The organism is Arthrobacter sp. zg-Y238, assembly GCF_024385525.1.
In the GTDB taxonomy this organism is placed as follows: Bacteria; Actinomycetota; Actinomycetes; order Actinomycetales; family Micrococcaceae; genus Arthrobacter_B; species Arthrobacter_B jinronghuae.
The window spans coordinates 56,905-69,929 of sequence record NZ_JANFLU010000011.1 but is presented as its reverse complement, the minus strand read 5'-3'; the positions used below and the strand labels follow the sequence as shown (position 1 = coordinate 69,929).

Annotated in this window: 12 protein-coding genes; 5 read left to right on the top strand and 7 right to left on the bottom strand. The window is 65.9% G+C overall.

What is annotated here, in order from left to right; translation table 11 throughout:
• Window positions 1–57 precede the first annotated feature (57 nt).
• The 3 genes from NNX38_RS12145 to NNX38_RS12135 all read left to right on the top strand — a co-directional run bounded on the left by NNX38_RS12145 (window position 58) and on the right by NNX38_RS12135 (window position 2,714).
• Window positions 58–771, top strand: a complete 714-nt coding sequence (locus NNX38_RS12145) for a response regulator transcription factor (protein WP_227913521.1) — start codon at window positions 58–60, stop codon at window positions 769–771.
• Window positions 772–826: 55 nt separating this feature from the next.
• A complete protein-coding gene (locus NNX38_RS12140) occupies window positions 827–2,242 on the top strand; it encodes a cell wall metabolism sensor histidine kinase WalK (RefSeq protein ID WP_255798236.1) in 1,416 nt (471 codons plus the stop codon).
• Between the two features lie 181 nt (window positions 2,243–2,423).
• A complete protein-coding gene (locus NNX38_RS12135; protein WP_229952771.1) occupies window positions 2,424–2,714 on the top strand; it encodes a WXG100 family type VII secretion target in 291 nt (96 codons plus the stop codon).
• A 237-nt stretch (window positions 2,715–2,951) separates the two neighbouring features.
• On the opposite strand, the gene groL is transcribed toward NNX38_RS12135, so the two are convergent.
• The 4 genes from groL to NNX38_RS12115 all read right to left on the bottom strand — a co-directional run bounded on the left by groL (window position 2,952) and on the right by NNX38_RS12115 (window position 6,315).
• Window positions 2,952–4,589 (bottom strand): chaperonin GroEL, encoded by a 1,638-nt coding sequence (gene groL / locus NNX38_RS12130; protein WP_255798235.1) that lies wholly within the window; start codon window positions 4,587–4,589, stop codon window positions 2,952–2,954.
• Between the two features lie 355 nt (window positions 4,590–4,944).
• Window positions 4,945–5,148, bottom strand: a complete 204-nt coding sequence (locus tag NNX38_RS12125; RefSeq protein WP_255792935.1) for a cold-shock protein — start codon at window positions 5,146–5,148, stop codon at window positions 4,945–4,947.
• A 200-nt stretch (window positions 5,149–5,348) separates the two neighbouring features.
• Window positions 5,349–5,984: a LytR C-terminal domain-containing protein gene (locus NNX38_RS16840; RefSeq protein ID WP_304661700.1), complete on the bottom strand. Its 636-nt coding sequence runs from the start codon at window positions 5,982–5,984 to the stop codon at window positions 5,349–5,351.
• A 67-nt stretch (window positions 5,985–6,051) separates the two neighbouring features.
• On the bottom strand, window positions 6,052–6,315 hold the full coding sequence (locus NNX38_RS12115) for a DUF3263 domain-containing protein (RefSeq protein ID WP_370646466.1): 264 nt from the start codon (window positions 6,313–6,315) through the stop codon (window positions 6,052–6,054).
• Between the two features lie 167 nt (window positions 6,316–6,482).
• Between NNX38_RS12115 and NNX38_RS12110 the strand changes: the two genes are divergently transcribed.
• Window positions 6,483–7,262, top strand: a complete 780-nt coding sequence (locus NNX38_RS12110; RefSeq protein ID WP_370646438.1) for a uracil-DNA glycosylase — start codon at window positions 6,483–6,485, stop codon at window positions 7,260–7,262.
• Between the two features lie 46 nt (window positions 7,263–7,308).
• Window positions 7,309–8,172, top strand: a complete 864-nt coding sequence (locus NNX38_RS12105; protein ID WP_255798234.1) for a siderophore-interacting protein — start codon at window positions 7,309–7,311, stop codon at window positions 8,170–8,172.
• Between the two features lie 64 nt (window positions 8,173–8,236).
• On the opposite strand, the gene NNX38_RS12100 is transcribed toward NNX38_RS12105, so the two are convergent.
• From NNX38_RS12100 to NNX38_RS12090, 3 genes are all read right to left on the bottom strand, one after another.
• Window positions 8,237–9,739, bottom strand: a complete 1,503-nt coding sequence (locus tag NNX38_RS12100) for a threonine/serine exporter ThrE family protein (RefSeq protein WP_370646465.1) — start codon at window positions 9,737–9,739, stop codon at window positions 8,237–8,239.
• Between the two features lie 507 nt (window positions 9,740–10,246).
• Window positions 10,247–11,320, bottom strand: a complete 1,074-nt coding sequence (locus NNX38_RS12095; RefSeq protein ID WP_255798232.1) for a peptidoglycan bridge formation glycyltransferase FemA/FemB family protein — start codon at window positions 11,318–11,320, stop codon at window positions 10,247–10,249.
• A gap of 129 nt (window positions 11,321–11,449) precedes the next feature.
• The gene (locus NNX38_RS12090; RefSeq protein WP_255798231.1) at window positions 11,450–13,015 is read right to left on the bottom strand and encodes an MFS transporter; all 1,566 of its coding nucleotides are present in this window, start codon (window positions 13,013–13,015) and stop codon (window positions 11,450–11,452) included.
• Window positions 13,016–13,025 lie beyond the last annotated feature (10 nt).

Below are 13,025 nucleotides of genomic sequence, written 5' to 3'. Positions count from 1 at the left end.
AGATTTTGTTCTGCACACCTACAGACAACGTCCAGCTAAATGTAAGAAACTGGGCGGGTGAACAAATCGTCTGCACCCGAAGCACGCCTCCTTGTTGTCGATGATGAGCCCAATATCCGCGAGCTGCTGTCCACCTCGCTGCGCTTTGCCGGGTTCGACGTCGTCGCGGCAGCCAACGGCCGTGAGGCCCTTGCCGCCGTCGACTCCCACAATCCGGACCTCGCGGTCCTGGACGTAATGCTCCCGGACATGGACGGCTTCACCCTCACGCGCCGGCTGCGCGCCGCCGGACAGCACTTCCCCGTGGTCTTCCTGACCGCCCGCGACGACACCGAGGACAAGGTCACCGGCCTCACCGTGGGCGGCGACGACTACGTCACCAAACCCTTCAGCCTCGACGAGGTGGTGGCGCGGATCCGCGCCGTGCTTCGCCGCACCCAACCGCTCGAGGACGACGACGCCGTCATCCGCGTGGATGATCTGGAGCTCGACGACGACGCCCACGAGGTGCGACGCGGCGGGGTCACCATCGACCTCTCCCCCACCGAGTTCAAACTGCTGCGGTACCTGATGCTGAACCCGAACCGTGTCCTGTCCAAGGCACAGATCCTGGACCACGTCTGGGAATACGACTTCAACGGAGACGCCTCCATCGTGGAGTCCTACATCTCCTACCTGCGACGCAAGATCGACCGCAGCCCGGACGCGCCGGCGCTGATCCAGACCAAGCGCGGCGTGGGCTACCTGCTCCGCTCCTCGGAGAAGCGCTAGGGCTTTGATACGGCGCTGGAAATCCGCTTCACTTCGGTCGCAGCTTCTCGCCATCATGGCGGTGCTGATGGTGGTCACGGTGACCATCACCGGCTTCGCCACCATTACCCTGCTGCGCCAGATACTGGTGGACCGGCTGGACGCGGACATCGACGCTAATGCGTCCAAGGTCTCGCGCTACCTGCTGGTGAACGAGCCGAGCACCGACGCCTCCTTGTTCCGGTACTACGGGCTGTACCTGAACGAAGACGGCAGCCATGGTCCGGCGACGCATTCGGAGTCGGCGACGGACATCCCGAAGCTCGATAACTACACCTCCGAACAGGTAGAGGCCATGGACGCCGAGGGCTTCGATGTCCGCGGCACGGAGCCGACATCGAAGGGCTGGCGGGTACGCATCTACGACTTCGAGAACCTGCCCGGTTCCGTGGCCGTTGCGATTCCGCTGGACTCGGTCGCCGCGACCGTGGACGAGGCGGCGTCGCTGGTGTTTTCGGTCGGGCTGCTCGGAACCCTGGGCGCCACGGGGATCGCTTATTGGGCGGTCACCCGGCAGTTCCGTCCGCTGAGCCAGGTGGAAAAAACCGCAGCCGCCATTGCTGCCGGGGACCTCTCCCGCCGCGTGGAGGTGGGCAACCCTGCCACGGAGATCGGCCGCCTGTCCCGCTCGCTCAATGCCATGCTGGCCCATATCGAAACTGCGTTTGCAGCCCGCACCCAATCCGAGCGCAAGATGCGCCGCTTCGTGCAGGACGCCTCCCATGAACTGCGGACCCCGCTGGTGACCATCCGCGGCTTCTCGGAGCTGTATCGCCACGGCGCACTTCAGAAACCCGAAGAGATCTCCGCTGCCATGGGCAGAATCGAGAGCGAAGCCAAGCGCATGGGACAACTCGTAGAGGACCTCCTGACCCTGGCCCGGGTGGATGAGCAGCGCCCGCTCGAATACGAGCCGGTGGACCTGATGATCCTGGGCAACGACGCCGCCCTGGACGCGCGTGCCAGCGCTCCCGACCGGGACATCCGGGTGGTGGGGCTGGACGGCCACGCGCCGCAGAGCGCACCGACCATGGGAGACGAGGCCCGGCTGCGGCAGGTCGTGGCGAACCTGATGACCAATGCCCTGCGCTACACGCCGGCCGGTTCTCCCATCGAAGTGGCAGTCGGAGTAGCACCCGTTATCCATGACCGGATGGACGCGGTGCTGGAGGTACGGGACCACGGGCCCGGGATCTCGGAGGACGACGCCGCGCGGGTGTTCGAACGCTTCTACCGCGCCGATTCCTCCCGCTACCGGGAGACCGGCGGCACCGGGCTCGGACTGGCCATTGTGGCCGCCCTGGTGGCCCAGCACGACGGGACGGTGCGGCTGGCCGAGACGGAAGGCGGAGGCGCCACCCTGTCCATCCGCCTACCCTACCGCGCTCCGGAGCAGTTCCCTGAGCGTCCCGACGACGCTGACGACAACTGACCCTCCCCTGGGCGCCGCCGGGCCTCCAGACGGGCCGGAGGGGCCGTTCTGCCCTCCACAGGGGTATCCCGGAGGAAGACCGGCCTTCGTCCTCCACACCCTATTGGTCCTTCTCGCGCCGGCGGCCGGCTGCCGCCCTACCCTTCCGGTATCCGATCCAAGCCGCTACCAGGAGGAAATCATGCCCCTATTTGCCGTGGACAGCGAGGCGCTGGCTGCCAAGAGTGCCGAAGTACAAGGAACCATTGAGCGCCTTCGGGCAGACGTGAACGGCATGCAGGCCGGGCTGGCCTCGCTAAGCGAAATCTGGCGGGGATCCGCGTCGGCCAATTTCCAGCTGCTGGTTACCGATTGGCGGGCCACGCAGGCCCGGGTGGAGGAATCACTGGACAGCATCAACCAGGCGCTGGCCTTCGCGTCAGCGCAGTACGCCGAGACGGAGGCGGCGAACACGTCGCTCTTTATGCACTGATTCCGTCGCCGCCCGGAGCTGTGCTGGCGCTCTGCAAGGCAGTGCCCTCTTACAGGCAGTGCGCTCTTAAATGCAGGTGCGCTCTTAAATGCAAGAGGCGGGGGGGGCGGGCCGCGGGCGGCGGCGGGGCACACGCCAGATGTCGCCGTGGCGGTTGTCTATGAACCCCCGCGGGGGGCCCCCCGGCCGGCGCCCCCCCCGCCTCTTACTTACGCTTTAGGCAAGAGCTGCGGGGGCTTAGAAGCCGCCCATGCCGCCCATGCCGGCCATCTCGTCAGCGCCGCCCATGGCGGGGGCCGACTTCTCCGGCTTGTCAGCAACCACTGCTTCGGTGGTCAGGAACAGGCCGGCGATGGAAGCTGCGTTCTGCAGGGCAGAGCGCGTTACCTTTACCGGGTCGTTGATGCCGGCAGCCAGCAGGTCTTCGTACTCGCCGGTTGCTGCGTTCAGGCCGAAGCCTTCGGGCAGGCCGCGGACCTTGTCCACAACAACGCCCGGCTCCAGGCCTGCGTTGAAGGCGATCTGCTTCAGCGGAGCGTCGATGGCAACGCGGACGATGTTGGCGCCCGTTGCTTCGTCGCCCTCGAGGGACAGGTTCGCGAAGGCCTTGAGGCCGGCCTGGATGAGGGCCACGCCACCACCGGCGACGATGCCTTCTTCAACGGCAGCCTTTGCGTTGCGGACAGCGTCCTCAATGCGGTGCTTGCGTTCCTTCAGCTCAACCTCGGTTGCCGCACCGGCCTTGATGACTGCAACGCCGCCGGCCAGCTTGGCCAGGCGTTCCTGCAGCTTCTCGCGGTCGTAATCCGAATCGGAGTTCTCGATTTCGGCACGGATCTGGTTGACGCGGCCGGCGATCTCTTCAGCGTCGCCTGCGCCTTCCACGATGGTGGTTTCGTCCTTGGTGACAACAACCTTGCGGGCCTTGCCCAGCAGGTCCAGCGTGGCGTTTTCCAGCTTCAGGCCAACCTCTTCGGCGATGACCTGGCCACCGGTGAGGATGGCGATGTCGGCCAGCTGTGCCTTGCGGCGGTCGCCGAAGCCCGGTGCCTTGACGGCTACGGACTTGAAGGTGCCGCGGATCTTGTTGACCACCAGAGTTGCCAGGGCTTCACCCTCAACATCTTCGGCGATGATCAGCAGCGGCTTGCCGGACTGCATGACCTTCTCGAGGACTGCAACGAGATCCTTGACGTTGGAGATCTTCGAGTTGACGATCAGGATGTACGGATCCTCAAGGACCGTTTCCTGGCGCTCGGCGTCGGTGACGAAGTAACCGGAGATGTAACCCTTGTCGAAGCGCATGCCTTCGGTGAGTTCCAGTTCCAGGCCGAAGGTGTTGGACTCCTCGACCGTGATGACGCCTTCCTTGCCCACCTTGTCCAGTGCTTCGGCAATCAGGTCGCCGATCTGCTGGTCACCGGCGGAGATGGAAGCCGTAGCGGCGATCTGCTCCTTGGTTTCGATCTCCTTGGCAGATGCAATCAGTTCGGCGGTAACGGCGGCAACAGCCTTCTCGATGCCGCGCTTCAGGCTCAGCGGGTCGGCGCCGGCGGCAACGTTGCGCAGGCCTTCCCGGACCAGTGCCTGGGCGAGGACAGTTGCCGTGGTGGTGCCGTCACCGGCAACATCGTCAGTCTTCTTGGCAACTTCCTTGACCAGCTCTGCGCCGATCTTCTCGTAGGGATCGTCCAGCTCGATCTCCTTGGCGATGGAAACGCCGTCATTGGTGATCGTGGGGGCGCCCCACTTCTTTTCGAGGACCACGTTGCGGCCACGCGGGCCGAGGGTCACCTTGACGGCGTCGGCGAGGATGTTCAACCCGCGCTCGAGGCCGCGGCGTGCCTCTTCTTCAAATGCAATGATCTTGGCCATAACGGCTATCGTCCTTCCGGAACAGTCATGCTTGGAGCAAAATGTTGCATTCCTGGCTGGAGTGCCCGCGACGGACGGCCCGGATCGCGCGATCTCTTTACGCGCTCCCCGTTCCTCACCCCAGTGGGTTGCTTGTTCACTCAACACCGTCGGACATTTAGCAGTCATCCGGCAAGAGTGCTAAGTCAATAATTAGCACTCCCACACACTGAGTGCAAGCGATCACGCCGACATGCCATCCGGTTCACAGCGTTCCCGGCCGCTGCCGGCGGGCGAATGCAAAAGCAGCGGCGGAGCCGAGGCTCCGCCGCTGCCGATCCCGCCCCCAAGCCGGGAGGATGTTCCTTAAAGTGGCCTACAGTGCACGGACTTCCTCGGCCTGCGGACCCTTCTGGCCCTCGCCGATTTCGAACTCAACCCGTTGGCCTTCTTCCAGCGTCCGGTAACCGGATGCCTGGATGGCTGACCAGTGTACGAACACGTCCGTCTCTGCCTCGTCGAGGGTAATAAAGCCGTACCCTTTTTCACCGTTGAACCACTTGACGATCCCCTGCGCCATGATCTTTCTCCAACCTAGATTCCGATGCCGCCCTCCGGCGGCATGCTTGGACGCCGGAGGCGCCGGATCCGGCGCCTCTGTCGGTTCCCAAGGGAGGCCAAGGTCAGCGGCGCAAACCGGCTGGCATCACTCTAACTACGGTGATACCGATCACATACACAGGCAGCGATAACGTTATGGTCTTTTTACCCGAGCCCGGTTTACCGGTATCCCGGGCCCAGGATCACGGTGACACCGGTGAAGCCGGGCGTTTCCAGAGCGGGTATCCCCAGTTGCGCGCCGATTTCCTGCGCATTTGCTGCCAGCTCCGGCGAGCTGTAGTAAACGCCGGATCCCTGCTGGGGTGCGCCGCCCCAGTTAGCCACAGTTCCCACGGCCCACCCAGCAGCGCTCATCCGGCCGGAAACGCTGGCACCTAGTCCGGTGACCCCGCTGGCATTGAACACTGCCACCGGCTGGGTACGGTCGACCGCCGGCACAGTCGGGGTCGGCGTCGGCTTGGGCGTGGGAGTCGGAGTGGGCGTGGATGCCGGAGTCGGACTCGGCGAGGCGGCGTCGGACTCCACCTCGGGAGTCGGAGTGGCCGCAGCTGAGGCGGACGCAGAGGCAGGCGCCGGAGCCTGTGCCGCCGCGGACGGATCATCGGACCCCGTACCGATGCCCAGCCGCGGCAGCACTAAGAAGGCTGCCAGGCCGATCAGCAGAGCCAACACACCCACGGTGATCAGCAGCCCCAGCCCGTTCGAACGCGAGGGAATGAGGCGTTCGCGGTGCACGCCCTGCCGCGCGGACGTTTCAGGGACCTTGTCGAACTCGTCCCGGGGGTATTGGCTCATTGTGGAGTTTCAATCCTTGTTCTGATGGCGCCGCATGCTGGGCCGCCAACATTGGAGGGAACCGGCGCTAAACGCCGGTGCCCAGGCGGCGGGCGGTACGGGCACGCTGGCGGGTCGTACGTAGTCTACGCAATCGTTTGACCAGCATCGGATCATGGGCGAGGGCTTCCTCGGTATCAATCAGGGCATTCAGGACCTGGTAGTACCTCGTGGCCGACATCCCGAAGAGGTCCTTGATGGCCTGTTCCTTGGCGCCGGCGTATTTCCACCACGCCCGTTCCAACGCAAGCATCTGCTGTTCCTGGGCACCCAACGGGCTCTCCGGGTCCACTGCGTCATCGAGGGAAAACCGCTCGGCTTCGGCCGATTCCGCCACATTCACTCCCAAAAAGATCCCTGTTGTATATCTACCGCCCATGCTAATTGGGAATAACAGGCTTGTCATTTAGGACGGTCCCCGGCAAGACACCGCAAACGCACCGGTGACAAAATGGACCAGTGACCACAGACGAACCCCAGCTTTTTTCCTACACCGGCGAAGCCGCACGGGAGGAAAATATCCCTTTCCCCTTCGCTGCACCCGCACGCCTTGAGGACCTCATGGCTCCCGACTGGGCCCATGTGCTGGCCCCGGTGAAGACGCGCCTGGAAGAAATAGCAGCCGAACTGGAGGCGGAGCGCCGCGCCGGACAGCGCATCCTGCCTGCCCCCGGCAACATCCTGCGCGTCTTCCAGCGTCCGTTGGCCAGCGCCCGCGTGTTGATCGTAGGCCAGGACCCCTACCCCACCCCCGGGCATGCGGTGGGCCTCTCCTTCTCCGTGGGGAAGGGCGTGCGTCCGCTTCCCCGAAGCCTGAACAACATCTTTACCGAGCTCCACGCCGATCTGGGAATCAATGCCTCCCCCTCCGGGGACCTCAGCGCCTGGGCGGATCAGGGTGTGGTCCTGATGAACCGCGTGCTCACCGTGCGTGCCGGGGAAGCAGGCTCACACCGGAAGCGGGGGTGGGAGGAAATCACTGAACTCGCCGTGCGGGCACTGGCTGCCCGCCGCCGCCCGGACGGCACGCGCGTTCCCCTGGTCGCCGTCCTGTGGGGCCGCGATGCGCAGGGCATTGTCCCGTTTCTCGGAGGCACGCCCACCGTCGAATCGGCGCATCCCAGCCCCCTGTCGGCATCACGCGGGTTCTTCGGCTCCCGGCCGTTCAGCCGGGTTAACGAGCTGCTCGCCCAGCAGGGCGCCGAGCCCGTGGACTGGCGGCTTCGCGGGGAGCGGTAAGAGCGGCGCGATACGGTAGTTATAGGCCCTTTCCTAGGAGACACCCATGTCCGAACCAATGACTTCCCCGCGCCAGCAGGAGCCTGAGTCTCCTGCTCCCCGGCGCCAGCGCCCCCTGCTGACCCTTGAGGTTCTCCGCCGGGAGCAGATCAGCGAGCATATGGTGCGGGTGGTTGCCGGCGGACCCGGCTTCGACCGGTTCCAGCCCAACAGCTGCGCCGATGCCTACTGCAAGATCTGGTTTGGCCCGCAGGGCCGCCCGATTGACGGCACCGAGGACCTGGACACCATTCGGGCGCGGAGCGAACGGGAACACTGGCCGGTGTCCCGCACCTACACGGTCCGGAACGTGGATCCTGAAGCACGCGAAATCAGCATCGACTTCGTAGTCCACGGAGACGAAGGCCTGGCCGGGCCGTGGGCGGCGACGGCACAGCCGGGTGAACCCTTGACCTTCTCCGGCCCCGGCGGTGCCTTCAACCCCGACCCCGACGCCGACTGGTACCTGCTGGCCGTCGATGAATCAGCCCTCCCCGCGGCTGCCACTGTGCTCCGTGCGCTGCCGCAGGACGCCGTCGGGCAGGCGTTCATCGAAGTCGCCGGCCCCGCCGACCGCCAGCCCGTGCCGAAACCTGCGGGCGTGGAGCTGACCTGGCTGTACCGCGGGGACATCCCCGCCGGCCGGAGCCGGATGCTGACCGACGCCGTTTCGGCGGCACCCTGGCGGGACGGAACCGTGCAGGTCTTTGCACATGGCGAGCGGGAGGCCATGAAGTCCCTGCGCGATGTCTTGTTCAGCCACCGGGGACTGGAACGCCGGCAGGTCTCCCTTTCCGGCTACTGGGCTGCGGGACGCACCGAAGACGTCTTCCAGGCCGAAAAGCGCACACCGGTGGGCAAGATTCTTTAGCCCGGACGGCAAAAAGCCCGGCCCGCTTCATCAGCGGGCCGGGCTTTTGTCTTTTCGGGGGCTGCTAGCGCCGCCGGTTGCGGCGGTCGTTGCCGTTGAGGTTCCGGGTGAAGGGCCGGCCCAGGTTGTCACCGAGCACCACGCCTCCGGAGATGGCCAGAATGACGGTGAGCGCGTCAAACAGGCCCACCACGCCCTGGTACATCTCGTCGGTGCCGATGCTCAGGCCGTACATGGACCGGAAGATCGCCAGCCCCGGGAAGAGGAACAGGACAGCGGGGACGGCGACGATCAGCTGCGGTGCCCCCATCCGCAGGGCAACGATGCGCGCCACCATGCCGATGAAGATGGCAGCCACCGCCGGTGTCAGGCGCGGCCCCATGCCGCCTGCCTCCGCCAGCTGGTAGACCAGGAAACCGACGGTGCCGATCAGCACCGTGGGCAGCACCAGCCGGCGCGGGGACTGTTCGACAATGCAGATGGTTCCCAGCGCAACGGCCAACAACAGCAGGGTCACCGGGAAGGAGTACTGCGACGAGGTCACGTCCGTCACGTTCAACCGGCCCATGCCCATCAACGCACCCATTACCAGCGCGACGGCGATACCGGCCACCAGGGCGCCGAAGGTCAGGAACGCGGACAGGAACCGGCCCGACGCCGTCACCGGGAACCCGTTGATCGCATCCTGTACTGCGGAGACCAGACGCCCGGTGGGCAGCATCAGCAGGATTCCGCCCGCAACGACAATGCCGGGGGAAATCGGCACCTCCATGGACCAGAACAGCATTGCCATCGCCGTGACGACAAAGCCGCTGGCCGCCGTCGTGAAGAAGTCCGGGACCCGCCACCTGCCCAGCACGCGCTGGAGCAGGCTGACCATCACCGTGCCGGCGAAGCCCACCAGCGAGGCCAGCGGGCCGCCACCGATGAACCCTACGATCGCCGCGGCGAAGACACCGGCGGACACGGTCACCGCCCAGCGCGGGAACGGCTTCGGCCGCTGCGTGATCTCGTTGAGCCGGTTGGCCGCCTCGGCACGCGAGAGCCCGCCGTCGATGATGTCGGTGACCAGCTGGTGGACCAGGCCGAGCCCGGCATAGTTGTTCGTCCAGGAACGGACCACGCGCATCACCGTGATGGGCGTCTGGTCCTTCGGAGAGTAATTGAGCAGCACCGACTGGTTGGTGATGTCCACTTCGATGCTTTCCAGCCCAAATGCGGCGGTCACCGCGATGATGGCGGTTTCCACCTCCAGCGCGCCGGCACCGTAACGGAACATGGTTTCGGCCATGCCGAGGGCCAGGTCCAGGGTCTTGCGGGCATTCGCGTCCGGCCCGCCGGTGCGCACCATGGGGTTGGCATAGGGGCTGCCGGCCAGCCGCTCCACAATGGACATGGCCTGGGTGGGCGGATTCTCCCCCTGGACCAGCCTGCGCAGCATGCGCCGCGCCGCAGCGGACGAGCGGTCCGCACGGACGGTTGTGGACGGCAGCGGCACCGTTCCCGGGGGAACGGTTTTGCGCGTACGCGCCGGCCGTTTCTCACGCGGGTCGGCCGTGGTCCGCATGCGGCCCGTCTGCGGACGAAGCGCCTTGGACCCGGCCGGGCGGATTACTGATGTGGTGGGAGGCGGCGGCTTGGGCCGGGTGCTGCGCAGGGCAGCGGTGGGCATGTCCATACCGGCGGTTGGCTGCCCCGGAGCCTTCGACGGCGGCGTCGGCGCCTTTGCCGCCGGCCGCGAAGACCGCCCGGCCGCGCCTTGCCCCGGCCGGGGTCCCTTGCCGGACTTTGCCCGCTGGGCCTGCGGCTTCCCTGCCTGGGTGCTGCCAGGCTGCCGGCTCCCCTGCTGCGCCTTCCCCTGCTCAGGGTGTTCCGGCTGCGCCTTTGCGGGCTCCGCCCGCCGGCGGGCCGGCACGCTGATCAACGGAATGGGCCCCGCAACCGGGTCCGGATTCGGTGCCGAATCCGGATTCGATCCGGGCTTGCGCCCACCCGGATCGGATGTGTTCTCCAAGGATTCACCCTTTCGCCTGTTCCGGGACCCGCCCGGGTTATTGCCTGCTGGAACTGCTGCTTAGTAGAACGGCTGCTGGTGGCGGCGCCAGTAAATCTGCCGCGCCACGCGTTCGCCGATGGTGTTCCAGATCCGGTAACGGACCGGGTCCACAACGAAGTCGTAGCACCCAACGAAATCCGTGACCGTCTTGGAGAAACTGGTCTTGAACAGACCCAGCCCGTGGTGCGGGTGGCTCTTATCCTTGAGCTGGTTACTCGGCGGTGTGCCGCAGAAGTCGTACTGGACAATGCCGCACTCCTTCTTGAGTTCGGTGATCGCGGTCCACTGGACCAGATGCGAATCCCCGTACTGGGAGCGCCGCGGCTTGGACCCGCCGTCCTTGTACGTGCCCTTGTTCCCGTAGGCAATCACGAAGGCACCCACAGTGGGCTCCCCGTCCTCGAATGCAAAGTAGAAGCGCCCCTGGCCGGCGGCAACGAAGTTGGACCAGAACCGGTGGTAGTACTCGTAGGAGCGCAGCCGTGCAGCGGAGCGGTCCTCGATGTGGGCCATCAGGCGGTACATGGTCCGCATGTTTTCTTCGGTCGGCTCGACCCGTCGGACATCGGCGCCTTCACGGATGGCCCGGCGGACCGCGTTCCGGCCGCGGGAGGAGAGGTTCTTGAGCAGCTGCTCCTCGTCAGGCGTGGTGTCCAGCAGTGCCGTGGAGTCGTTGGGCTGCAGGTTGAATGTCTTAATGAATCCGGCCCCCGTGAACAGGGCCTGGACCTCTTCGCTGTCCACGATGTCCGGCTCGACCTTGATCGCGAAAACCTTGCGGCGGGTCTCCTTGATGAACCGGGTCAGCGCGTTCACCACCAGCGGCACGTCTTCGGGGGCGGCGACGTCGGGACCCTTGATGAGGTACCAGAGGCTGCCCAGGGCCGGGACCTTCTTCTCGATCGCCAGCGTGTAGGTCACGTAATCGGGTCCGGTGAAGGCCAGGTAGACGGGATTCCAGCCGTGGTGGGACTTCACTTCCGCGAAGGACGCCGACTGGAGGACATTGCCGCCCCCGGGGTTGGCAAGCACGTGCTTATCCCAGTTGGCGATCTCCTCGGCAGTGGCCAGGCGTGCACTAAAATCTCGCAAAATACCTCAACTAATGGTTTGTTCACTGCATCGTTTTCAGCGCATCGCTACCAACGCGCCGGCCCGCCGCGGAAACGGCCTTCGAACCGGGTCCCAGTCTATCCGTTGGACTGCCGCCGGGCCGAACGCTCAGGCGGAGGCGGGGAGGAACCAGCGGACCCGCGGTTCCACTTCGGCCAGGTCCCATGCGGCCTGAATGATCCGGCGGTCTTCCCCCGTAGTCCGCGTCTGTTCCTGCCGCAGGTACTCCCGCCAGGTCGGCACATCGTAAATCTCCCGGAACTGATCCTGGTCAGTGACCGAGTGCACCAGTTCCCAGTCCGTGGCACCGGTGCGCATGCGGGACAGCCGGACTCTGTGCATGGCCTTCACGAACTCGTCACTGAGGTCCGCGGGGACCTCGTAGGAGATCAGGACCGTCACCGGCCCGGCACCGGGTTTCGGTTCCTCACCGGCGGGAAGGTGCAGTTCCGTGCCGGCTACGCTGCGGTCCAGGCGTCCGGTGCCCGGCAGCAGCGGAAGCACCGCGACGCTGACCCCCGCCACCAGCAGTACGCCGGCGGCAAAAGCCAGGGTAGGAGCGTAGCCGGCACCGGTGGCACCCGATCCCCAGAAAACAGCGCCCACGGCCTGCGTGCCGGCGGCGACCATCAGATACACAGACAGGCCGCGGGCACGCACCCATTCGGGCAGGGTCAGTTGCATAGCTGCGTTCAAGGTGGAGAACGTGGAGATCCAGGCGAACCCCGCGAAGACCAACAGCACGGCAACGGCCCACGCCGGCAGGTATCCCGAGGCGAAGGTCCCGGCCGCGAAGACCACGGCGCTGATGCCCAGCAGTGTGTTGTCCTTCAGGACGGTCCGGAGCCGCGGCAGGAGCAGGACACCCAGCACGGCGCCGATACCCAGCGCCCCGAGCAGTAGCCCGTATCCTGCCGAACCCAGGCCGAGATGGCCGTTGGCGGCAACGGGCAGCAGCGCATAGAGGGCGCTGGCGGGAAATATGAACAGGCCGGACCGCAGGAGGATCCGGCGGATGAGCGGCGCAGCACGGATGTAGCGGATACCTGCGGCGAGCGCCTCTCCCACGTGTTCGCGTTCGTCCGGATCCCGCTGCGGAGCCCGCCAACTGTAGATCGCAATGGAGGTGCCCACGAAGGACAGTGCGTTCAGGCCGAACACAAAGGCCGGACCGGTCAGGGCCACCAGCAGGCCGGCGATGGCGGGACCAACGGCGCGGGCCGTGTTCATTGCCACACTGCCGAGCGCTGCGGCTGCCTGGATCTCTTCCCGCGGCACCAGTGCAGGGGTGATGGCCTGCCAGGCGGGGGCACTCAGCGCCATGCCGGAGCCGATGAGGAAGGTGTAGAGCAGCAGCGAATCCGGGTCCAGCAGGCCCAGCGCGGCCACGACCGTCAGCACGGTAGCAGCACCGGCGGCGAAGATGTTGGCGCCCAGGATCAGCCGACGTCGGTTGAAGGCGTCCGCCAGCACCCCGGCAATGAGACCCAGCAGAAGGGACGGTGCGAGGTTCGCAGTCTGGACCAGGGATACAAGGGCGGGATTGTCACTGTTTTCCACCAGGAACCACTGGGCCCCCACGGTCTGCATCCAGGTGCCGATGTTGGACCCCAGCTGGGCAAGCCACAGAATGAGGAACATCCGCCGGCGCAGCGGCGCCCAGGGCGATTCCATGCGATTGCCT

Excerpts from the sequence above, each read along its gene's own strand:
- NNX38_RS12140 (WP_255798236.1), top strand. The coding sequence starts at position 827 with ATGGCGGTGCTGATGGTGGTCACGGTGACCATCACCGGCTTCGCCACC.
- NNX38_RS12135 (WP_229952771.1), top strand. The coding sequence starts at position 2,424 with ATGCCCCTATTTGCCGTGGACAGCGAGGCGCTGGCTGCCAAGAGTGCC.
- groL (WP_255798235.1), bottom strand. The coding sequence starts at position 4,589 with ATGGCCAAGATCATTGCATTTGAAGAAGAGGCACGCCGCGGCCTCGAG.
- NNX38_RS12125 (WP_255792935.1), bottom strand. The coding sequence starts at position 5,148 with ATGGCGCAGGGGATCGTCAAGTGGTTCAACGGTGAAAAAGGGTACGGC.
- NNX38_RS16840 (WP_304661700.1), bottom strand. The coding sequence starts at position 5,984 with ATGAGCCAATACCCCCGGGACGAGTTCGACAAGGTCCCTGAAACGTCC.
- NNX38_RS12105 (WP_255798234.1), top strand. The coding sequence starts at position 7,309 with ATGTCCGAACCAATGACTTCCCCGCGCCAGCAGGAGCCTGAGTCTCCT.
- NNX38_RS12100 (WP_370646465.1), bottom strand. The coding sequence starts at position 9,739 with ATGCGGACCACGGCCGACCCGCGTGAGAAACGGCCGGCGCGTACGCGC.
- NNX38_RS12090 (WP_255798231.1), bottom strand. The coding sequence starts at position 13,015 with ATGGAATCGCCCTGGGCGCCGCTGCGCCGGCGGATGTTCCTCATTCTG.